At 71.4% G+C, this 22,062-nt stretch carries 17 protein-coding genes and 1 pseudogene; 11 read left to right on the forward strand and 7 right to left on the reverse strand.

What is annotated here, in order from left to right; all coding sequences use genetic code 11:
• Positions 1-41: 41 nt before the first annotated feature.
• The 3 genes from OO70_RS09550 to pstC are packed head-to-tail and all read right to left on the reverse strand — an operon-like array spanning position 42 to position 4,409.
• Positions 42-1,742, reverse strand: coding sequence for a phosphate ABC transporter substrate-binding protein PstS (locus OO70_RS09550; protein ID WP_043667012.1), 1,701 nt, complete (start codon positions 1,740-1,742; stop codon positions 42-44).
• Positions 1,742-3,403 carry a phosphate ABC transporter permease PstA gene (gene pstA / locus OO70_RS51775; protein WP_063749699.1) on the reverse strand — a complete coding sequence of 554 codons (1,662 nt, stop codon included), beginning with the start codon at positions 3,401-3,403 and terminating at the stop codon, positions 1,742-1,744. Before pstA ends, OO70_RS09550 begins: the two co-directional genes overlap by 1 nt.
• A gap of 1 nt (position 3,404) precedes the next feature.
• Positions 3,405-4,409: a phosphate ABC transporter permease subunit PstC gene (gene pstC / locus OO70_RS09560; RefSeq protein WP_234336802.1), complete on the reverse strand. Its 1,005-nt coding sequence runs from the start codon at positions 4,407-4,409 to the stop codon at positions 3,405-3,407.
• 360 nt (positions 4,410-4,769) lie between these two features.
• Here pstC and OO70_RS09565 point away from each other — a divergent pair, with 360 nt between their 5' ends.
• Together OO70_RS09565 and OO70_RS09570 are read left to right on the forward strand one after the other, a co-directional pair.
• The gene (locus OO70_RS09565) at positions 4,770-6,299 is read left to right on the forward strand and encodes a PH domain-containing protein (RefSeq protein ID WP_043667015.1); all 1,530 of its coding nucleotides are present in this window, start codon (positions 4,770-4,772) and stop codon (positions 6,297-6,299) included.
• 151 nt (positions 6,300-6,450) lie between these two features.
• Complete coding sequence (locus OO70_RS09570; RefSeq protein ID WP_043667017.1) at positions 6,451-9,009, forward strand: YncE family protein; 2,559 nt, start codon at positions 6,451-6,453, stop codon at positions 9,007-9,009.
• A 3-nt stretch (positions 9,010-9,012) separates the two neighbouring features.
• On the opposite strand, the gene OO70_RS09575 is transcribed toward OO70_RS09570, so the two are convergent.
• Genes OO70_RS09575 through OO70_RS09585 form a run of 3 tightly spaced genes read right to left on the reverse strand, consistent with a single transcriptional unit; the run spans position 9,013 to position 10,717 of the window.
• The gene (locus OO70_RS09575) at positions 9,013-9,351 is read right to left on the reverse strand and encodes an antibiotic biosynthesis monooxygenase family protein (RefSeq protein ID WP_043667019.1); all 339 of its coding nucleotides are present in this window, start codon (positions 9,349-9,351) and stop codon (positions 9,013-9,015) included.
• Positions 9,348-9,971, reverse strand: a complete 624-nt coding sequence (locus tag OO70_RS09580; protein ID WP_043667021.1) for a TetR/AcrR family transcriptional regulator — start codon at positions 9,969-9,971, stop codon at positions 9,348-9,350. The genes OO70_RS09575 and OO70_RS09580 overlap by 4 nt, the downstream gene beginning before the upstream one ends.
• Positions 9,968-10,717 (reverse strand): SDR family oxidoreductase, encoded by a 750-nt coding sequence (locus tag OO70_RS09585; RefSeq protein WP_043667023.1) that lies wholly within the window; start codon positions 10,715-10,717, stop codon positions 9,968-9,970. Before OO70_RS09585 ends, OO70_RS09580 begins: the two co-directional genes overlap by 4 nt.
• A gap of 167 nt (positions 10,718-10,884) precedes the next feature.
• Here OO70_RS09585 and OO70_RS09590 point away from each other — a divergent pair, with 167 nt between their 5' ends.
• The 8 genes and pseudogenes from OO70_RS09590 to OO70_RS09620 all read left to right on the forward strand — a co-directional run bounded on the left by OO70_RS09590 (position 10,885) and on the right by OO70_RS09620 (position 18,271).
• Positions 10,885-11,727 (forward strand): helix-turn-helix transcriptional regulator, encoded by an 843-nt coding sequence (locus OO70_RS09590; protein ID WP_043667672.1) that lies wholly within the window; start codon positions 10,885-10,887, stop codon positions 11,725-11,727.
• A gap of 118 nt (positions 11,728-11,845) precedes the next feature.
• Positions 11,846-11,998, forward strand: a complete 153-nt coding sequence (locus tag OO70_RS54445; RefSeq protein ID WP_158711429.1) for a hypothetical protein — start codon at positions 11,846-11,848, stop codon at positions 11,996-11,998.
• Positions 11,999-12,156: 158 nt separating this feature from the next.
• Positions 12,157-13,215 (forward strand): annotated as a pseudogene (locus OO70_RS09595) (beta-ketoacyl-ACP synthase 3); the annotation flags it as partial.
• Positions 13,216-13,708: 493 nt separating this feature from the next.
• Positions 13,709-13,942 carry an acyl carrier protein gene (locus OO70_RS09600; RefSeq protein ID WP_043667024.1) on the forward strand — a complete coding sequence of 78 codons (234 nt, stop codon included), beginning with the start codon at positions 13,709-13,711 and terminating at the stop codon, positions 13,940-13,942.
• Complete coding sequence (locus OO70_RS09605) at positions 13,942-15,177, forward strand: beta-ketoacyl-[acyl-carrier-protein] synthase family protein (protein ID WP_043667026.1); 1,236 nt, start codon at positions 13,942-13,944, stop codon at positions 15,175-15,177. Before OO70_RS09600 ends, OO70_RS09605 begins: the two co-directional genes overlap by 1 nt.
• An 80-nt stretch (positions 15,178-15,257) precedes the next feature.
• On the forward strand, positions 15,258-16,253 hold the full coding sequence (locus OO70_RS09610; RefSeq protein ID WP_043667027.1) for a 3-oxoacyl-ACP synthase III family protein: 996 nt from the start codon (positions 15,258-15,260) through the stop codon (positions 16,251-16,253).
• Positions 16,254-16,301: 48 nt separating this feature from the next.
• Positions 16,302-17,063, forward strand: a complete 762-nt coding sequence (locus OO70_RS56820; protein WP_043667028.1) for a ferredoxin — start codon at positions 16,302-16,304, stop codon at positions 17,061-17,063.
• The gene (locus tag OO70_RS09620) at positions 17,060-18,271 is read left to right on the forward strand and encodes a cytochrome P450 (protein WP_043667030.1); all 1,212 of its coding nucleotides are present in this window, start codon (positions 17,060-17,062) and stop codon (positions 18,269-18,271) included. The genes OO70_RS56820 and OO70_RS09620 overlap by 4 nt, the downstream gene beginning before the upstream one ends.
• Before the next feature lie 5 nt (positions 18,272-18,276).
• On the opposite strand, the gene OO70_RS09625 is transcribed toward OO70_RS09620, so the two are convergent.
• Positions 18,277-19,878: a GMC oxidoreductase gene (locus OO70_RS09625; RefSeq protein WP_043667032.1), complete on the reverse strand. Its 1,602-nt coding sequence runs from the start codon at positions 19,876-19,878 to the stop codon at positions 18,277-18,279.
• 232 nt (positions 19,879-20,110) lie between these two features.
• Here OO70_RS09625 and OO70_RS09630 point away from each other — a divergent pair, with 232 nt between their 5' ends.
• Complete coding sequence (locus OO70_RS09630; protein ID WP_043667033.1) at positions 20,111-22,054, forward strand: protein kinase domain-containing protein; 1,944 nt, start codon at positions 20,111-20,113, stop codon at positions 22,052-22,054.
• Positions 22,055-22,062: the final 8 nt, after the last annotated feature.

Consider the following 22,062-nt stretch of genomic DNA (forward strand, 5'->3'; position numbering starts at 1 on the left):
CTCGTTCGCCGTCTGCGGGTGCGGGTTGTCGGGCGTGGTGGTCATCGCGAACTCCCCTCGTCCTTGCGGTCGTTGGTGCGGGACGTGATCAGGCGGGAGGCGATCGACGGGAGTAGGAGGAGGCCCAGGATCAGGACGGCTGCCAGGAGCATCAGGGTTTGGGTGGTGGTCCAGCCGTGTTGCGTGGAGACCGCTACCGGCTGGGCGAGGGCGATCGTGCCGTCCGCCGCGGCTGCGGCCGTGCCGGTGCCCGTGCTTGTGCCGCCGGTGCCGGTGCCGCCCGAGGTCAGGGCCTGGCCGGTGTCCGGGTCGACGGACGGTGGTGCGGAGTTGCCGCCCGTGGTGTCACCCGTGGTGGTGCCGGTCGCGGTGCCGCCCGTCGTGCCGCCGGACGTGGTGCCGCCCGAACCGGTGTTGCCCGTCGTCGACTTGGCGCCGCCGCTGCCCGTCGTGCAGGCCGTCGCGCCCTGCTTGTCGCAGGGCGAGGGGTAAGGGGCCGTCTCCGCCAGCTTGTTGCGGCCGTCGGTGGTGAAGGTCGGGTTGTTGCAGTTCTTGATGTTGATGTTCTGCGCCCGCACACCCGGGATGCGGCGGATCTGGTCGAAGCCGGCCTTCACCAGGTTGATCGGGAGGGGCGAGTAGCCGAGCGACGGCGCCTGTTGCTGGCCCTGGCACATGAAGTAGTAGGAGAAGGCGCCCAGCGTCTTGCCCTTGTCCTTCGTGAACGTGCCCTGCACCTTCAGCGGCAGGATCATGTACGAGTAGCTGGAGAGCGGGTAGTTGCGCTTGTCGGTGTCGTTGTAGACGCCGTTGAGCTGCTGGGTGAGGTAGTCGGCGGAGCTCTTGTTCGTGTTGATCTTCGCCTTGAGCAGCGAGACCGCGACGTTCTTCGGGGTCGGCTCGGTGTAGTAGCCCGCGTGGTTGAGGACCTTGGCCACCGGATAGTGCGCGTTGAGGGCGTAGGAGTAGTTGACGTAACCGATCGCGCCCTCGCCGTAGTTCTGGGCGATGTAACCCGCCACGCCCAGGTCGCCGGACTGGGCGATCATGCCGGAGACGGTGGGGTAGTACGAGGTCTGTCCGCAGGCGCCGGAGCGGCCCACCTTCGCGCAGTACGCGTTCCAGAGGGACTTGTGCTGGGCGGCCATCCACATCGTGAACTGGGCGGTGGAGCCGGAGCCGTCGGAGCGGACGACGGGGACGATGGTGCGGTGGGGGAGCGCGAGGCCTGGGTTGTCGGCCTTGATCACCGGGTCGTCCCAGGTCTTGATTGCCCCCGTGAAGATCTTGGTGACCACGGCGCCGGAGAGGCGGAGGTTGGTGACCCGCTTGCCGTTGACGGTCAGGTGGTACATGAAGACGGTGCCGCCGGCCACGATCGGCATGTAGGCGTACGAACCCGAGCCGGGGCGTTCCGCTGCGCTGCCGTCGGTGGGGTGGGTCTGGAACGGGATGTCCGACACCGCGAAGTCGACTGTGCCGCTGAGGAATTGGCGGCGGCCGTCGGAGGAACCGGTGCCGGCGTAGCTGATCCGCATGCCGTACTGGTTGACCGCGCGGCGCCATTCGTCGACGGCGTTCTCCGCCCAGGTGGAGCCGGCGCCGGCGATGGGGGTGTAGGTGTCGGCGGCGGCGGGTCCGGCGAGTGGCCCTGCCAGTAGGGCGGCTAGGGCGGTGATGACCCCGGCCAGGGTTCCCAGTGCGCGTAGGCGGCGGAGAGGGGCGGTGAGGTGGCTGGGCATCAGTCGGTCGTCTCTCCGGGTGCGGGCGCGGCTTCGGGTGCGGGCTGGTGGGTGGAGTCCCGGCCTCCGGCCGGGTTTTCGTTCCCACCCGCACCACCCGTGATGGGTTCGTCGTCGGGTGCGGGTGGCCCCTGTGGGGCGGACTCGCCGTCGGCGGCCGCGGGTGCTTCGCCGCTTCCGTGCGCGCCCTCCGTGTCGGCTTCGCCGCCACTGCGTGCGCTGGGCGTGGCGGTCTCGTCGTCGGGTGCGGCCGGCCCTTGTGGGGCGGACTCGCCGTCGGCGGCTGCGGGTGCTTCGCCGCTTCCGTGCGCGCCCTCCGTGTCGGCTTCGCCGCCACTGCGGGCGCTGGTCGTGGCGGTCTCGTCGGCGGGTGCGGGTGGCCCCTGTGGGGCGGACTCGCCGTCGGTGGGTGCGGGTGGTTCGGGTGTTGGGGTGGGCGGGGTTGTCGGCGATTCGTGGGGAGGCGCGTCGAACAACGACAGGCCCGGCCGCCGGAGTTCGGCGAACCGGGCCGCGTCCCGGCGGGAAGCGCGGGCTGTGCGGCGGGCCTGGCTGCGGGTCTGTTGGCCTGGGCCCCGGCCGCCGATGACGCGGGCGATGACGAACAGGACCAGGACCAGGGCCATCAGGACCGCCGCCGCGCCGAAACCGCGGGCGATCATCGCCGGCTCGGGGGAGCGGACGAAGCTGAAGACCGCGAGCGGCAACGAGATCATCGGGCCGTGCAGCGGGTCGTAGTTCGTCGCGGCTGTGAAGCCTGCCGTGAGCAGGACCGGGGACGTCTCGCCGATGCCTCGGGCCGTGCCGAGGATGACCGCCGTGGCGAGTCCGGAGCGCGCGGTCGGCAGGACCACGTGCCAGACCGTCCGCCAGCGCGGCGCGCCCAGCGCCTCCGCCGCCTCGGTGAGCGTGCCGGGGACCAGCCGTAGGACTACGTCCGCCGCCCTGATCACGATCGGCAGCATCATGACGCTGATCGCGAAGCCCGCCGCAAGTCCTGATTTCTCCATGCCGAGTTGGAGGACCCAGACGGCGTAGACCATGAGGCCGGCCACGATGGACGGCAGCGCGGTCATCGCCTCGACGATGGTGCGGACGAAGCGGGAGAAGCGGCCGGGGATCTGGTTGAGGTACACCGCGCAGGCCAGGCCCAGCGGGACGGTGATCAGCAGCGCGATGGTGATCATCAGCAAAGTGCCGATCATCGCGTGGGCTATGCCGCCTACGCCGAGCGGGTCGAGCGGGCCCGCCGCCTGCATGTCCTGGTGGAAGAAGTTGAGGTAGGTGAGTGCTTCGCGGCCTCGCCAGAGGGTGAAGCCGACGACCATGGCGAGGGCGGAGAACAGTAGGCCTGCCGCCGTCCACAGGACCACCGTCATCACCCGGTCCCGTACCGCCTGGCCGTTCTCCTCCAGGCCGGTGAGCACGCCGTAGACGACGAGGAAGACGGCGTACCAGGTGACGGCGAAGCCCAACGCCCCTGAGAAGGGGGCCAGTTCACCGAACAGGAGCACGCTCACGCACAGGCCGGATATCGCTGCTCCGCACAGCGCCAGCACCCCGGAGCGGGTGGGACCGCCGATCCGCCGTGGAACGTCCGGGAGTTGGGCGGTCGCGGGCTCCGCCTCGACGGGTGCCGCGAGTTCTTCTACGACCGTCATCTCATGCCTCGCTCTGCGCGCCGGACCGCGAGCGGGCCGCGATCGTGGAGGCGGTGAAGTTGACCGCCAGGGTGAGCAGGAACAGCGCCAGGCCCGCCGCCATCAGCGCTGACATGCCGAAGGAGGAGGCGTCGCCGTAGTGCAGGGCGATGAGGGAGGAGACCGAGTTCGAGCCGGTCTGCAGGATGTGCGGCTGGATCACGAAGACCGGCGAGATGATCATGTAGACGGCGATCGTCTCGCCCATCGCCCGGCCGAGCCCCAGCATCGTGCCGCCGATCATGCCGCCCTTGCCGTACGGCAGGACGACCGCGCGGATCATGCCCCAGCGGGTGGCGCCGAGCGCGTAGGCGCCCTCGCGTTCGCCGGCCGGGGCCTGGGCGAAGACCTCGCGCATCACCGAGCACTGGATGGGCGCGACCATCAGCGCGACGACGATCCCGGCGACGAACGCGGACGCGGTGTACACGCTCGCGGAGGCGAGCGGATCGCCCGGGTGGGTGCCGTCGACCTTGAAGAGCGGGAACCAGCCGAACCAGTCGGACAGCCAGCGCGACAGGCCGATCACGTGCGCCTGGAGGAAGAAGAGACCCCAGAGGCCGTAGACGACCGAGGGGACGGCCGCCATCAGGTCCACCAGGCTCACCAGGGTGCGGCGCAGGCCGCGCGGGGCCACGTCCGAGATGAACAGCGCGGTTCCGACCGCGAGTGGTACGGAGAGGGTGACCGCGACCGCGGCGATCAGCAGGGTGCCGGTGAGCACGGCCGCGATGCCGAACTTGTGGACGTCCGGCTGCCATTGGGCCGTCGTCAGGAACGACGGTCCGGTGGCTCGGAGCGCCTGCGCCGCCCTCAGTAGCAGGAACAGGCCTACGGCGGCCATGATGCCGAGGACGACGACCCCGGTGGCCGTCAACTGGTAGCGGAAGACGCGGTCACCGAGGCCGCGAGCGGCCGGTGGCCGCCCGGGCGGCGGATCGAGCACGGGTCCGTGCGGATCGAGCACGGGTCTGTGGGGCTCCGGTCTGCCGGAACCCTCCTGCGCGGACACCACGTGTCCCCCCACATACGGAAACGATTCGTCCCGCGACTCCGGCTGGATGCCGCGCGGAGTGAGTCAATGGCCGGATTCTTTCGGCGCAGAGCTGTGAATGTGGAGGGTTGGTGAACGGTCCATGTCACTTCGGTGAGGCTGCTGTGAGAAAGCGTCTCTGGGCAACTGTCGGAGAAGGGAGGAGGGAAGCGCCTCACGATCGGCCCCGAAAGCGCCGCCCGCACCTTGCTTCCCCCGGGCAACCTGGCAGGCCGCAACACTGCCGGAGATCGCACAAGCGCTTGCCGCACGGGCCCTGGCACAGTCGCCGGTATGACCGAAGTCCGTGACGTGATCTGCCGCCCCGGTTCGCCGCGCGCCCTGTGGTTCTTCGCCACGTGCACGGCGGCGGGGGCGGTCGCTGCGGCGGGGTGGGCCGTGTATCGCGGGCCGTACGTCCCGTGGTTGACGGTCGCCGCGTCGCTCGTGCTCATCGGCCTCTTGACGGTCCACCTGGTCACGGCCCGGGTCGACGCCGACGCGCGCGGTCTGCGGTCCCGGACGCTGCTGCGCCGCTGGAGTGTCTCGTGGGACGAGGTCGCCGATGTGCGGGTGCGGCTGAGACGGTCCAACTTCGCGCGGGGGCAGGAGAGTTGTCGTGTGGGTGTAGTGCTGCGCGACGGGCGTGAGCGGGTCCTGCCCCTCCCCCTCGGGCGGTCTCTCCCCGACCCTGAGGTGCAGGAGAAGCTGACCGCGCTGCGCGCGCTGCACAGTCATCATGGTGTACCGGTGTCGGACCACCTCGTGGTCGTCAGCGGCCGTACCGCCGGGCGCGGTTGGGCCGGATCAACTGCCCTGTGCGTGCTGCTTCTTGTGTGCGCGGGTGCGGTCGGGTGGTTCGTGCCGGGGGCCGCGGCCACCGAGCGGGCGTGGCACGCGGCCAAGCCGTGCACCGAGGCTACGCCCGCCACGCAGGTCCGGGAGTGCGTGGACACCCTGCCGGCCGTGATCGAGCGGACCGACGTCAACGAGGCCCGGCACGACAGCTGGTTGTACTTCACCGACGGCCGGCCCCTCACCCGCCTTCCGGTGTCGCGCGAGGCGGCTGAGGGGTTCCGGCCCGGCGACCGGGTCCGACTGACCGTCTGGCGCGATGAGGTGATGGCGGTCTCCGGCGCGCACTACGTGTGGCACGACGGCGTCACCCACACCGGGGGCGTCGCCGACATCGCGGCCCTCTTCGTCCTTGCCGCGGGTTACCCCGCCGCGCTGACCCTGCTGACCCTGCGCGGACGCCGCCTGCCCGCCGACGAAGTCCTGCCGTCCGCAGGCCCGTTCACGTTCGTCCTCGCCGGTACGGCCCTGTGGCTGTTGCCGCTCTGCTATCTGTATCCCACGCGTCTGCTCTCCTCCCTCGTGGCGATCGCCTGGGGAGTCGCGGGTGTGCTCGCCACGTCGGCCCTGTTCACCCGGGCCTGGCGCGCCACCCGGCCGCGGACGCCCCAACAGGTGGCGGTGGACGACGAGTTGGCGGGGGAGGTGTTCCTGGCCGCCCGCTTCCTGGACCACACCGACTACAACCCGCACGGCTACGGCACCCACATCGCCCTCGGCGACGGACCGCCCGCCGTGGCCCCCGGCCCCGGCCGGTTCGCCGCGCGCCGGATTCCCGTGGAGCGGCTCACCGTCAGGAACGTACGGCGTGCGCACGGCGGTGACGGCGAGACCGTCCCCCGGCACTGGAACGTGGCCGAACTCGACGACGGGGGCCGCCGGGTACGCCTCGCCGCCGCACCGGCGGACCTGGCCCGCATCCTGCGCGAGCTGGCGAGTGAGCGGCACCTGGCGGGCGAGCGGGACTGACGGTTGGGCGCGACTGACGGTTGAGTGGGACTGACGGCTGAGCGGGAGCTGTCGTCGTTCTGTGGCCTTCTTTTTGCCGGGCCATGACGAGGGTGGCCAGCTGCGGGAGTTATCGTCCGACCTGCTTGTTCACACTTTCAACAGGAGCTTCATGCGCCTCAAGCAGGTCTCGCTCACGGCGGCGATATCGCTCGTCGCCGGGCTGACCACCGCCGCGGTCGGCCTCACCGGCCCCGCCGCCTGGGCCGACAGCACGGCCGCGCTGCCGTTGTCCCACTACGCGCACATGCTGGTCGACACCGCTCACCAGCACATTTTCTTCAGCCAGGGCGCCGGTTCGACCGGCATCGTGGTGACCGACCTGGCGGGCGACCCCGTCACCACCCTCACCGGTGAACAGGGCGCCACCGCCCTGGCGTTGTCCCCGGACGGCGGCACACTCTACGCGGCCCTCGCCGACGGCGACGCGGTCGCCGCCATCGACACGGCGACGCTGACCGAGTCCACGCGCTACCCGACCGGCACCGGCAGCGGGCCGGTCTCCGTCACGGTGGCGGGCGGCAAGGTCTGGTACGGCGCCACGGTGGACGGCCACGGTGCCGTCGGATCCGTCGACCCGTCCGCCGCCGCACCGGTCGCGACACCGGTGGCCGTGTTCTCCAACTGGCCTTCCGCACCGCAGGGATTGGCGACGGGCGGTGGCGTCCTCGCGGCCGGGGAGACCAGCCAGTACGACACCGACGTGGCCACCTTCGACGTCTCCTCCGGCACGGCGGCCGCCATGACCGAGATAGGGGTCTCCCCCGGTCCGGCGACCGGCTTCCGGGTCACCGGCGACGGCAAGAAGGTGCTGATCGCGGCCACCGGCGACGTCGCCCTGCGGGCCTACCGCACGGCGGACATGATGATGGCCAACCCCTCCGTGTACTACACGGGCGGCATCCCCTCCGCGCCGAATTCGCTCGCCGTCGACACCGACGGCACGATCGCCGTCGGCAGCACCACGGGCTCGGCGCCCGGCCTGTACCTCTACGCCGGCTCCCAACTCCGTGAGAACTACGTCCCGTTGGCGTCCGGGACGCTGGCTCCCGACGGCCTGGAGTGGGGCGGGGACGGTACGACGCTCTACGGTGTCACCCAGGACTCCGCGGGCGCCTACACCCTGAACGTGCTGGCCTCTCCCAAGCTCACCGACACCCAACTCGCCCTGAGCGTCTCGGGATACGCGGTCCCCACCAGGGAGTTCACGCTCAACGGCACGTTCACCACCAACGGCTTCGTCCCGGCCGGCGCGAAGCTCCAAGTCACCCGCGACGGCGTCCAGTTGCCCGACGTCACGCTCGGCGCGGACGGCACGTTCGCGGTCAAGGACACCCGGGCCGACGAGGGCACGTACACCTACGAGGTGTCGTACGACGGCGACGCGACGCACCGGCCCGCGACCGCCTCGATGAAGCTGGATGTGGCACGGCTGGCGACCGACCTCGAGTTCCAGGAGTTCAGCTCGGCGACACCCCACTCGGTGGTCCTCACCGGCACTCTCGGCACGCGGGACCTCAGCACCTTCCCCCAGGGCACCACCGTTCAGGTGACCCGCACGAACGCGGACACCCAGGAGTCGGTCCCCCTTCCGTCGGTCCCGGTCGATCCGGCCACGGGCGTGTTCACGGTCACCGACGCCCCGGACGCCGCGGGGTGGTTCACCTACGGGCTCTCCTACGCGGGCGACGCGGCGCACCAGCCGTCGGTCAACGCACCGTCCGTGATCGTCAAGCCGTACACCCCGGCCCTGACCCTCAAGGCCCCGGCGACCGCCACCCGCGGCGCCGCCCTCACCTTCGGCGGCACGCTGGGCGACGCCCCGTACACCGCGGGCGAGACGGTCACCGTGTCCCGCACGGACGCGGCCCACCCGACGACGCCGGTCACCTGGACGACCCCCGTCGGCACCGACGGGAAGATCACCGTCAAGGACACCCCGACCATCGGCGGCGCCGACACCTACACGGTGAGCTACCCGGGCGACGCCGCGCACGAGGCGGCCACCGCGTCCGCGACCGTCCAGGTGTCCCGCGCCGCGACGACCGTGTCCGTCACCAGCAACGTGTCGACGTACACGTACGGCGCGACGGCCACCGTCACCGCCCACCTGGGCACGACGTACAACAGTCGTACGGTGTCGATCTGGGCGACGCCCGCCGGTGGCAGGAAGACGCTGGTGAAGACCGCCGCCGTGGACAGCAAGGGCAATCTGAGGGCGACGTACAAGGTCACCCACAACACCACCTTCACGGCGTCCTTCGCCGGCGACTACCGCTACGCCCCGGCGACGGCCACGCACGCCGTCCACGGACAGGTCAACATCGCGGAGAGGCTGGGCAGTTACTACACCAGCACCAAGTACGGCACGGTCACCTACCGCGTCTACCACCACACGGTGAAGCCGCAGGTGGTCGGCACCGTGACGCCGGACAAGTCCGGGCAGTGCATGCGGTTCCAGGCCCAGGAGTACTACAGCAAGGCCTGGCACACGCTGACCACGTCGAGCTGCTTCTCCATGACCGCCGACAGCGTCGGGGTGACCCTGCTGAGCCTCACGCACGCGGTGGGCCAGAAGTTCCGGGTGCGTACCGAGTACGTGGCCGGCACCAAGGACACCACCAACGTGAGCACGTGGGGCGGCTGGCTCTACCTGACGGTCAGGACCTGACCGTCAGCTCTCCTTCGGCCCGGCCTGCTGGACCACCTCGAAGGTCCACAGCGTCGCGTCCGTCGCGGCGGGCTTCGGCCGCTCACCCTGCGGGGCGCCCTCCTTGGGGCCGCCGCGGTGGGCGGCCTGGCCCATCCCGGACATCCAGTTCTGGAAGTCCTCCTCGGCACGCCAGCGCGTGTAGACGAGGTAGGTGTCGGTGCCCTCGACGGGCCGCAGCAGCTCGAACCACTCGAAACCGTCCGAGCCGTCCACCGTCCCGGCCCGGTTCGCGAACCGCTTCTCCAGCGTCTCGCGCTGCTCTTCGGGGACGGTGAGTACGTTGATCTTCACGATGCTCATGGGCCCATTGTCACAGTCGCCGCCGGGCTCGATTCGTCGCGGGTCACCCGCCGCACCAGGTCCACCCAGGTGGCCTGGAGACGGGCTACGGGGACGCCGCACCCGACGTGCAGATAGTCCCCCGTCTCGAAGTTGGCGAAGGCGAGCAGCGCGTGGGCCAGCATGTCGTGGTCCCCGTCGACTCCCGCTTCCGCCACGAGGGTTGAGACGTGGTGGTGGAAGGCGCGTCCGGTGTCGGAGGCGTGCCGGCGTTCGTGGAGGACCTGGCGGCCCAGCGCGGCGCCGAGGTCCGCGTCGGCGGCGACGCGCGCGATCAGGGCACGGCCGAACGCGGTCAGCCGGTCCCTCGCGGCGGCCCCCGGTCCCAGGGGCGGCGGACCCGAGGTGTACGCCTCGTGGAAGTCGGCCTCGGCCTCGCCGAGCAGCGCGAGCAGCAGCCCGTCGCGGTCGCCGAAGCGCCGGAAGAGCGTGCCCTTTCCCACCCCGGCCGCCTCCGCGACCTCGTGCATCGTCACGTGCTCCGCGCCCCGCTCGGCCACCAGCCGGGCGGCGGCCTCCAGCAGCCGGACCCGGTTGCGGGCGGCGTCGGACCGCTCGGCGGGGACGTCCTCGGGTGTCACGCCCGGACGCCGCTGAGCTGCGCGAGGACGGTGTCGTAGGAGCCGTTGGCCTCCGCTTCGCGCACGAACCGGGCGCGTTCCACGACGAGTTCCCTCGCGTCGGGGTTCTCGCGCAGCAGGTCGAGGGTCTCGGTGAGGAAGTCGTCCAGCGGCATGGAGTTCTCGTCGTCCTGCTGGCCCAGCAGGGTTGTGCGCACGCCGGGCGGCGCGACCTCGATCACCTGGACGCCGGTGTCGGCCAGTTGGACGCGCAGGCTCTCCGAGAAGGAGTGCAGCGCGGCCTTGGTCGCGTTGTAGGTCGGGGTGACCGGCAGCGGGACGAACGCCAGCGCGGAGGTGACGTTCATGACGGCCGCGTCGTCCTTGCCGGTCAGCAGCGGCAGGAAGGCGTACGTCATCCGGATCGTGCCGAGCAGGTTGACCGTGACGTGGTCCTCGGCGACCGGGAGGGAGGCCGGGTCGAGGAGGTTCTCGCGCAGCATGATGCCGGCGTTGTTGACCAGGACGTTCAGCTCCGGGTGCGCGGCCCGCACCTGCTCGGCGGTGCGGGTGATCGACGCCGGGTCCGTGACGTCGAGGACGAGCGCCTCGATGCCCGGGTGCTCGGCCGCGATCTCGTCCAGCAGCTCCTTGCGCCGGCCGGCGACGATCACCTTGTTGCCGGCCTCGTGCAGGCGCAGGGCCAGGCCGAGGCCGATGCCCGAGGTGCCGCCGGTGATCAGGATCGTGTTGCCGGTCATCTTCATGGGGGTCTCTCCTTGGGGATTTCTCCTCGGGGGGGCGCTGCTCCGACCGTAGGAGCGGTCTCGCGGGGGCGGGAGAGGAAGGCTTATCCATGGATCGGGGATCCCTGGCTGGGTCGGCGGAAAGCGGCGACGATGGAGGTCACGGACGGGAGAGGGCGATGGCGGGCATGGAGAAGAAGGCGCTGGCGGAGTTCCTGCGCCGGCGGCGCGAGGCGCTGCGCCCCCATGACGTCGGGCTGGTCGAGGGCCCGCGCCGGCGGACCCGGGGGCTGCGCCGCGAGGAGGTCGCCCAGCTCGCCGGCATGTCCACCGACTACTACGCCCGCCTGGAGCAGCAGCGCGCCCCGCAGCCCTCCGTGCAGATCACCACCGCCCTCGCGCGGGCCCTGCGGCTGACCCCGGACGAACGCGACCACCTCTTCGCGCTCATCGGCCACAACGCCCCGGTCCGCTTCCAGCGCTCCGAGCACGTCAGCCCGACGCTGATGAGGGTCCTGGAGCGCCTGAACGACGACACCCCGGCGATCGTGCTGACCGACATGGCCGACACCCTCGCCATGAACCCGATCGCCACCGCACTCCTCGGCGACCAGACACGGCACACGGGACTGGCGCGCAGCGCCTACTACCGCTGGTTCACCGACCCCGCCGACCGGCTGGTGTACCCGGCGGAGGACCACCCCCGGCACAGCCGCACCCAGGCGGCCCGGCTGCGCGCCGCGCTCACGGCCGACGGCGGCGACCCCCGGGCGGCCCGGATCGTCGCCGAACTCCGCGAACGCAGCCCGGAGTTCGTCCGCGTGTGGGAACTCCAGGAGGTCGCCCAGCGGTACGGCGAGAGCAAGACGATCCTGCATCCCTCCCTCGGCCGGATCGACGTCGACGCCCAGGTCCTGTTCACCGAGAACCGCGCCCAGACCCTGGTGGTCATGACCGCCCGCCCCGGCACCGAGAGCCAGGGCAAGCTCGAACTGCTCTCCGTCATAGGGCACCAGCAGCTCACGCCCTGACCTCACCCTTCGACGCGCCGGGCCCGCCCGTCCGCGCGGAACGTGCGCCGGTACGTCTCCGGCGGCACCCCTCCCGAACTGCCGCCACCAGCACGGGAGTCGGCTCCTCAGCGACCTCGTGGCAGGCCGGGACGACGACCGTACGGGCGCCCGTGAGCGCGTCGAACCCGACCCGCACCGCCCGTCTGGAGTGCTCACCCTCGGCGTTCTCACCGACGCCCGCGACGTCCTCGCGGCGCTGGATCTTTCGGGTGATCTGTCGGCAACATAACAGACGTAACGTTTCCTCACTTCGGGCGCTGAGCTGGGCTTTTGTGGAAAATCGGCCGGAACTGTTCAAGTGTTCGGATCGCGTCACGTTCCCGACCCGATCTTGATCCGATCTACAGTCGTGCCGCTCGTCCAAGATCACTTCCGAACGAGGCGTGTGTGACCCTCCGACTGCCCAGCGCAGCCCCCCACTTGACGACGCCGCAGACGGCCGTCCTCGAGAGCATCGCCGGTTTCGTCCCGCCGGACGCGGTGGCGAACGACGCCCTGCCCGCCGCGTGGGGCGTCGACGACGCCTGGGTCCGCAGACGCACCGGCATCGGCGAACGCCACCGAGCGGCACCGGGCGTGGCCACCGGCGACCTCGCGCTGGAGGCGGCCCGCCGCGCACTGGCGGTCGCCGGCCGGCCCCTCGTGGACGCCGTGATCGTCGCCACCTCCACACCGGACCGCCCGATGCCGGCCATGGCACCCCGCCTCGCCACCCGCCTCGGACTCGGCGGGACCGCCGCATGGGACGTGTCCGCCGCGTGCAGCGGATTCGTCTACGGCCTCGCCGCCGCCGTCGGCGCCCTGAACTCGGGGTGCGCCGACCGTGTCCTGCTGGTCACCGCCGAGGTGTACTCGACGCTGCTCGACCCGCGGGACCGTTCCGCCGGAATCCTGTTCGGCGACGGCGCCGCGGCGGTCGTCCTGCGGCGCGGTGAGCGGGGCGAGCCGGGGAGCGTGCTGGCGCTGGACCTCGGCAGCGACGGCTCGGGCGAGGATCTGATCCAGGTGCCCGGTGGCGGTGCGCTGGAGCGTGCCCGCTCCGACGAATACGCCCCGGACGACCGTTATTTCCGTATGCGGGGACGTGAGGTGTTCCAGCACGCGGTCACCCGTATGACCCAGTCCGCCCAGACCGTGCTCAAGCGCGCGAGCTGGGCGGCCGAGGACGTGGACCGCTTCTGCGCCCACCAGGCCAACGCCCGCATCCTCTCCGCCGTCGGCGACCGCATCCCGGTACCGCCCGACCGCCACATCACCAACATCGAGCGGGTCGGCAACACCGGCGCCGCCTCCATCCCCCTGGCCCTCGCCGACGCCGCCGCGTGGGGCGAACTCCACGCCGGTCAACGGGTGTTGCTGACGGCCTTCGGCGCGGGGCTGACCTGGGGCTCGGCGGTCCTGGTATGGCCGGAACTGCCGAGCGTGCCGCGCATCGAGGCCGTCGACCTGGCGGTGGATGCGGGCGCGGACCTGGTGGTGGATGCGGGGGCCGACCTGGCGGTGGTGGCCGGCGCGGACCTGGCCGCCGACGCCGTTGCCGACCTGGCAGTGGGGGCTGCCACCGACTCGGCTGTGGGTGTCGCTGCCGACCCGGCTGTAGATGCTGCCGTCGGTGCGGTCGACGACCTTGCCGTGAGTGCCGCTGCCGAAGCGATCACGGATGCCGTCGCCGATCCGACCGTGGGTACCGCTGCCGATCCGGCCATGGGCGCCGTTGCGGACCCGGCCGCCGGTACCGCTACCGACCCGGCGCTGGATGCCCACCCCGACCCGGCCGAGGACTCCGCCCCCGACTCCTCCGTACAGATCCCGATCGTCTGAGACCTCGCCCGTCCCCGGGCGGCCCCGCTTTCCGACCGGCGTTTGACCTGCTCGAAACAGGTCAAGCGTCCCGATTTCCGCGCTTGTCGCGCTCGTCGCGCCCGTCGAAAGGAACGCCATGTCCCCCGTGCAGACCGCCGTGACCGCCGTACTCACCCAGAAGTTCGAGGTCAGCCCCGAGAGCATCCGGCCGGAGGCCACCCTGGAGAGCCTCGACCTGGACTCCCTCGCGCTGGCCGAACTCGCCCTGGCGCTCCAGGAGGAGCTGGGGGTTCCGGTGGCGGAGGAAGAGGCCGCCAAGAACAGCACCGTGGGTGGACTCGTCGCCGCGCTGAACGCCAAGCGGGCGTGATGCCGGCATCCCGCACGCCCGTCTCCGTCACCGGCCTGGGGCTCATCACCCCGGCCGGGGTCGGCCGTGAGGAGACCTGGGAGGGGGTCCTGAGCGGGCGGTCCCGCGCGGACACGGACCCCGAACTCAAGGGCTGCGCCGTCGACTTGTCCTGCCGTATTCCCGTCATGACCCCGGAACAGGCCCGGATCGGCGGCGGCAAGGCCTGGCGCATGGGCCGCTTCAGTCAGCTCGCCGTGCTCGCCGCGCGCGAGGCGGTCGCGGACGCCGGGCTCGACCCCGCCGGGTGGGACGGTGCGCGGGTCGCCGTCGTGATCGGTTCGGGTCTCGCCGGGGCCATGCACCTGGAGGACCAGACGCTCCGCCATCACCAGGGCGGCCCCGACCTCGTGTCGCCCGCGCTCGTGCCCATGCTGATCTCCAACATGGCCGCTGGGGAAGTGTCGTTGGACCTCGGCGCCCACGGCCCGTCCATGGCGACCGAGACCGCCTGCGCCTCGGGGGCCAGCGCCCTGGCCGTCGCACGCCAGTTGCTGCTCGCGGGGCTGTGCGACATCGCGGTGGCGGGCGGCACAGAGGCGGCTGTCACCCCGGTGATTGCGTCCGGCTTCCAGCGGATGGGCGCGCTGTCGACCCGTGTCGACGAACCCGGCGCGGCCTCCCGGCCCTTCGCGGCGGACCGGGACGGGTTCGTGATCTCCGAGGGCGCCGCCGTACTCGTCCTGGAGCGGGAGGCGGACGCATTGGCTCGTGGACAGCGGCGGTACGCCCGGCTCGCGGGAGTCGGCCAGACCTCCGACGCGTATCACCCGACTGCCCCTGATCCCAGGGGAGTTCATGCCGAGGCCGCGTTGCGGGTGGCGCTGGCGGAGGCGGGACTCGGCCCTGTCGACGTCGATCACGTCAACGCACACGGCACCTCGACCCTCCTCAACGACCTGACCGAGGCCGAGTTGATCGGGCGCGTGCTGCGGCGGCGGCCAAGTGTCACCGCCGCCAAGGGAGTTCTCGGGCACAGCCTCGGCGCGGCCGGTGCGATCGAAGCCGCGCTCACCGCCCTCACCGTGCACCGCTCCACCGTGCCGCCGATCGCCAACCTCACCCCGGACAACCTCCCTTTCGACCTGGACTGCGTGACCGGCGCGCCCCGCCCACAGCGCGTCCGGGCCGCCGTCAGCCACTCCTTCGGCTTCGGCGGCCACAACGTGGTCCTGCTCTTCACCAACGAGGACTGACGACCGGGGACTGACGACCGAGGGCCGAGGGCTGTCGGCCGAGGACCGAACAGAGGCCGGCCTTGACCGAGGAAGGACCAATGACCGTTCACAGCACCATCGTTCACGCCACCGTCCACATCCCCGAGGGACGCCAGAGCGTGACCGCCGTGGAGGACCGGTTCCGCGCGGCCAGTCCCGCCGTACCGCTGTCGCGCGGAGTGCTCCAGCGCATGTACGGCCTTGCCGAGCGCACCGTCGCCGACGACCGGGAGCAGCCCTCCGACCTGGCCGTGCACGCGGCCCGGCGCCTGTTCGAGGACACCGGCACCGATCCGGGCGGCGTCGACCTGCTGCTCTACGCCGGCATCCTCGCCGACATGGAGGAGCCGGCCACCGCCCATGTCGTCGCCGACAAACTCGGCCTGGGCTGCCCGGTGTTCGACCTGAAGAACGCCTGCAACGGAGTCCTCAACGCCCTGGAGGTCGCCGACGCGTTCATCCGGGGCGGCCAGTACCGCCGGGTGCTGGTGACCACCGCCGAGGTCAGCACCCGGGAGAGCCGCTGGCAGGTGGACGACCCGGCCGACCTGCTCACCGCGCTGCCGAGCCTCAGCACCGGTGACATGGGCTCGGCCCTGCTGGTGGAGGCGGGTGAGCGGCCCGGCATCCTCGGCTCCCGGTTCTTCGCCAACTCCTGGGGCTGGCGGGCGGCGACCCTGCCCAACCCGTACGCGCAGCACCGCACGCTCGGCCATCTCCGTATCGACTCCGCCCAGTTGGTGGGCTCCTTCGACGGGCTTCCTCGCAAAGTACGGGGTGCCCTACGGGAGTTGGGCGTCAACGGCGACGACCTCGACCTCGTCTGTGTGCACCAGCCGTCGGTGCCGTTCACCAAGGTCGCCTGCGACTGGATCGGCGTCGACCCGAGCCGCGTCCTGGCCACCTTCCCCACTCACGGCAACGTGGCGACCAACACCATCCCCCTGCAACTTGCCGCCGCCCTCGACAGCGGACGCCTCCAACGCGGCGACCTGGTCGGCATGTTCGGCTTCGCGAGCGGCGCCAGCGCGGGAGTGGTCGTCTGCCGCTGGTGAACCACGACAACGCCCCGGCCCACGGCACCGTACGAAGGTGAAAGCACCATGACCACGACTCCCACCCCCCGCATTCCGCCCCTTCCACCCGCCGAATGGCCCCCGGTCCTACGGGCGTTGCTCGCCGACTCCCACCAGGACGGCCCCGGCCGCGAGAACCTCTTCGGCACCCTCGCCCACCACCCCGCCCTGGCCCACGCCTGGCTCTCCCTCGCCCGCGTCCTCACCCACGAGGGAACCCTCGGCCACCGCAGACGCGAGCTGATCATCCTGCGCGTGGCCCACCGGCTCGACGCGCCCTACGTCCACCGCCGGCACCGCACACCGGCCGCGGACGCCGGGCTGACGGACGTCGAGATCGACGCCACGGCGGCCGGACTCGACGCCCATCCCTGGGCGGAAGAGGACAGCGCCCTGCTGGAGGCGGCCGACCTGCTCGCCGTCAACTCCCCGGTTCCCGACGGCCTTTGGGGCCGTCTCGCCCGGTCCCTCAGTCCCGGTCAACTCGTCGAACTCCTGGTCCTGGCGGGCCAGACCGCCACCATGTGCGCCACGCTCAACACCCTCCGCACCCCCTCCGACCGGCAGCCCTCCCTCCTCGTACTCCTGGACCGGGAGCGCTGTTGCAGCGCGGGCCAGTGCGTCGGTGCCGCGCCCGAGGTGTTCGAGCAGGGCGAGTCGGACGGCCTGGTCGGCCTGCTCGTACCGGAGCCGGATGCCCGGTACGCCGACGAGGTGCGCTTCGCCGCCGACCTGTGCCCCAGCGGAGCCATCACGCTCGTCGACCACGAGGAGGCCACCCACCCATGACCGTCACCAGCCCCTCCATGACCGTCACCCCCCTCGATCTCCCTGCCCCTTACGGAAGTTGCCCCTTCGATCCGCCGCCCGCCTACACCGCCGCCGCCCGCGAGGCCGCCGTCACCCGTGCCGTGCTGCCGGACGGCACCGCCTGCTGGCTGGTCACCGGCTACGACGAGGTGCGGGCCGTGCTGTCCGACGCCCGGTTCAGCGCCGACGCGCGCACAACCGGCTTCCCCTTCCTCTCCGCCGGACAGCGTGAACTGGCCACCGCCAAGCCGAGTTTCATCCGCATGGACGACCCCGAACACGCCCGGCTGCGCCGCATGGTCAGCAAGGACTTCCTGGTCAAGCGCATCGAGGAACTCCGCCCTGGCATCCAGGACATCGTCGACCGGGCCGTGGACCGCATGACCGAGGGACGCACCTCGGCCGACCTGGTGGCGGACTTCGCCCTGCCGATCCCGTCGCTGGTCATCTGCCTGATGCTCGGGGTGCCGTACGAGGACCACGACCTGTTCCAGTCGCTCAGTCGCACCCTCCTCGACAACCGCACCACCCGACCGCAGGCGGAGCAGTCGCACGCCCAACTCATGGGGTATCTGGCGGAGTTGGCCGAGCGCAAGCGACGGCACCCCGCCGACGACATCCTCAGTCGGCTCGCCGCCCGCGACGACCTGACCGCCCAGGAGACGGCGTCGCTCGGCTTCCTGCTGCTGGTCACCGGGCACGAGTCCACCGCGAACATGACCGCCGTCAGCGTGCTCGCCCTGCTCCAACACCCGGCGCAGAGGGACCTGTTGCGCGCCGCACCGCACCTGGTCCGCGGGGCCGTGGAGGAGCTCCTGCGCCACCTCACGATCATCCACCTGGGCCTGGGCCGCGCGGCGACCGAGACCGTGCGGGTGGGCGAGGTGACGATCCCGGCCGGCGAGGGGGTGATCTGCATGCTGTCCACGGCCAACCGCGACGAGCAACTCTTCGGTTCCGCCGATGACTTGGACCTCACCCGGGACGCCCGCCGCCATGTCGCCTTCGGCTACGGCATCCACCAGTGCCTGGGCCAGACCCTCGCCCGCGTGGAACTCCAGACCGTCCTCACGACCCTGCTCCGTCGCCTGCCGACCCTGCGCCTCGCCTCGCCCGGAGATCAACTCGCCTACAACCGGGAGAACATCGTGTACGGGCTGCGCGCCCTCCCGGTGACCTGGGCCTGACCCGGTCAGAAGACCCGGCCGAGGTCCTGCCGCACGATCGTCCGCATGCTGTGCTCGGCGAGCGCGGCGATCGTCATGGACGGGTTGCAGGCGCCGGTGGAGCCCGGGATGCGGGCGCCGTCCAGGACGTAGAGACCCTTGTGGCCCAGGACGCGGCCGGTGAGGTCGACGGCGTCTCCCATCGGGACACCGCCCAACGAGTGCCAGGTGGACGGGGCTTGGGCGTTGGTGTCGATCATGATGCCGCCGCCGGCGGTCGCGATGTCCTGCATACGGGCCGCGATCAGGGCCTGCAGTTCGGCGTCGGTGTCCGTCGGCCAGGTGAGGACTGCGTCGTCGCTGTCGGCGTCGTAGGCCCAGGTGCCCGCGCCGTCGACGATGCCGAAGCCGACCACCGTCAGGGCGGTGACGCCGGGCTGCTGGATGGGTGATCCGGCGTGCACGACGGTGAGCGGGATCGCGCTGTTCGGGTCGCGTCCGCCGACGCACGCCGGGCCGCCCTGCTGGGTGCCCGCGTCGCCGGTCGGGTTGATCCAGGCCCAGATCCGGTCGCCGTTGTTGCCCCAGCCCGTGCCGATGGCGTCGGGGAGGTCCGGAATCAGGCCCTTGGCGCGGGACTTGACCAGGAGGCGCGTGGTGCCGGGCGAACCGGCGTTGAGGAACACGGCGTCCGCGGTGATCCGGATCTGCTCCTGCACCGCGCCCGCTGTGTCGATCCGGTCGACCGACAGCACCCACTTCTTGTTCGCGTCCATCGCGAGGTCGCGCACCACGTGCAGCGGTGCCACCCGCACCAGCCCGGTGGACTCCGCCTGCGCGAGATAGGTGACGTCGATGGAGTGCTTGCCGCCGTTGTTGACGCCGAAGGCGATGTCGCTGGTGGTGTACGTCGGGTCGTACAGACCCTCCAACTCGCCCCGGACATACGCCCAGTCGATGGGCAGCGGCACCTTGAACGGCGTCAGACCCGCCTTCGGTGCGATGTCCTGGAACAGGCGCGAGGACTTGTAGGGGTCCGAGGCGAGGATGTCGTAGGGGACGGTGGAGATGCCCAGCATGCGGGCGACGGTGGGGTAGGCCCAGAGGTCGAGGTCGTCGTAGAGGCCTGCCGCCTGGGGGATGGAGGTGGCGAAGTCGGCCTTCGTGGGTTGCAGGGTCATGCCGTGGTACATGATCGATCCGCCGCCGACCGCCGCCCCGCACATGGCGGTCATGCCGTTTCCCACGACGGCTTCGAGCACGCCCGTGTACGGCGTCCAGGTCTGGTCGCCGCCGCCGACGATGGCGTGGTCGGTGAGCCAGGCGGAGCGGTTGTCCATGTTGGCGAAGCGGCAGAACGTGGTCGCGTCCGGGCCGGTCGGCCAGCGCAGTCCGCGCTCCAACACCAGGGTGGAGACGCCGGCTTGGGCCAGGCGTAACGCGGTGACGCCACCGCCGAAACCGGTGCCGACGACGACGGCCCGTTCGCGAAGTTCCGTGCCGGCGGCCCGGGTTGAGGCGGCGGCCCGGGTCTGTCCGGTGGCGGCCAGGGCGACCGCCCCGAGGGCCGTCGCACCGAGCAGGCTGCGGCGGCTGAGGGTGGGGTGGGGGGAGGTGTGTTCGGGCATGGGGGGACTCCGGCAAGCCGTAGGGGAGTGCGAGTCGCCGGGAGCGTAGCGTGGATGAGCATGTCATTGTCAACAAACGGAAATGTAATTCTCGGAAGGGAGAGTCTCGCTACCGTAGAAGAGTGTGGTGGTTCGGGGTGGGTCCCTCTGAAGTCCCGTGAATCCGATCAGCGCCAAGTGGCCTCTCTGTACACTCCGTTACCCGTCAGGACCGTGAGTGAGGGGTGGGGCGGTGCGGGTGACACCAGCGGCCGGGGACAGGATCGACGGCCGGTATCTCCTGCACGAGCCCATCGGCACGGGCGGGATGGGCGTCGTGTGGCGGGCGTGGGACGAGCGGCTGCAGCGGTGGGTCGCGGTCAAGTGCGCACGCCTGGACGACGATCGGGCCACCCGGCGGCTGATGGGCGAGGCCCGCAACGCCGGTCGGCTGCACCACCCGAACATCGTGGCCGTCTTCGACTACGTCGACGAGGGCACCACCTGCTGGATCATCATGGAGTACGTCCCCTCCCGCAGCCTCGCGCAGATCATGGCGGAGCGCGGCCCGTTGGCGCCCGAGGAGGCCGGGTCGATCGGCTGTCAGATCGCCGACGCGCTGGTGAAGTCCCACAGCGCGGGTGTGGTGCACGGCGACGTGACGCCGGAGAACATCCTCGTCACGGAGGAAGGGGTCGCGAGACTCACGGACTTCGGGATCTCCCGGGCGCTGGGGCACGACGTCACGCAGAGCACCACCGGCACGGTTCGCGGCAAACCCCGTTATCTGGCGCCCGAGTTGGCCAAGGGGCAGGCCGCGGGCGAGAAGGCGGACGTGTTCTCCCTGGGCGCCTCGCTGTTCGCGGCGGTCGAGGGGCAGTCGCCGTACGGGGAGGCCGAGCATCTGATGACCTACCTCGCCCGTGCCGTCGAGGGGCACATCGAGCCCGCGCGCCGGGCCGGTCAACTGGCCGAGCCGCTCGCCGCGTTACTGGCGGTGGAGCCCGGGGACCGGCCCGACGCCGCGCGGGCGCGGAAGCTGCTGACGCGGGTCGCACCACCGCCCGCGCACATCCAGGAGCGGCTGGACGACCGCCGCACCCTGGACCTCGCGTCCTCGACACTCCGGCTGGGACGGCTCTCCCGCCGCACCCGGGACGTCCTCACCCTCCCGCTGCCGAGGCGGGTACGCCGCCGCCCCCTGGCGATCGCGGCGGTGGCGCTGGTCACGACGGGTGCGGTCGCCGCCGGGCTCGTCCTCCTCGACCCGTGGGGCTCGAAAGGCGCGCAGCACAAGGGAGTTGACCTCGCCGACGCGAAACCCTCGGCCTCCGCCCGGGCCGGGACCATCGGCGACGAGCGTACGGCGGACCCCTGCGCCCTGATCGACGCCGCCTCGCTCAGCCGCTTCGGCCACACCGTGCTGGACCCGGACTACGGGGAGATCGACCGGTGCGACGTCCTGGTGCGCAACACCAGCGGTGACGACACCGCCGACGTCCAGGTCAACCTCGACTCGGACCGGGACGACTTCGACGACATCCGCTCCACCCGTCTGGTCGGCGGGCTCACGGTCGTGACGCTCGACCGGGACGGGAAGAGCTGCGAGCGGGCCGTCCTGACCCCCGACGGCAAGCAGATCCGCGTCGACGGGCGGCAGTTGGCGACCGCGTCGCCCGACCCGTGCCAACTGGCCGACGCCGCCACCGATCACGTGGTCGGCGTCCTGGCCGACGGCCCGGTGCCGAGGCGCGCGTCGGCACCGGACGCGAACTCCCTGGCCCGGCTCGACGCCTGCACCCTGCTCGACGCCACCGCCCTCGCGCGACTGCCCGGCGTCCAAGTCGCCAACCAGGACCGGGGGTTCGGCTCCTGGGACTGCGACTGGTCCAGCGACGACGGCAAGCGCGAGGTGGAGATCCAGTTCAGCCGGGACAACTCGCTCGACGCCGACGACGGACACCCGGTGGACGTCGCCGGCGTCAGGAGCTACTCCGTCGCGGACGAGGCGGAGGACGACAGCTGCACCGTACGGACCCCGCACCGCACCTACCCGGACTCCGTCGGCGAGAACACCACCGAACTGTTCCATCTGACCGTGTACGCACCGCAGCCGAGCAGGCAACTGTGCGACACGGCAGCGGAGTTGGCCGGGACTGTCGTGGGGAACCTCGCGAAGCGGCTCCCGGTGCGGTGACGACGCGC

The organism is Streptomyces xylophagus, assembly GCF_000716435.1.
Classification (GTDB): Bacteria; Actinomycetota; Actinomycetes; order Streptomycetales; family Streptomycetaceae; genus Streptomyces; species Streptomyces xylophagus.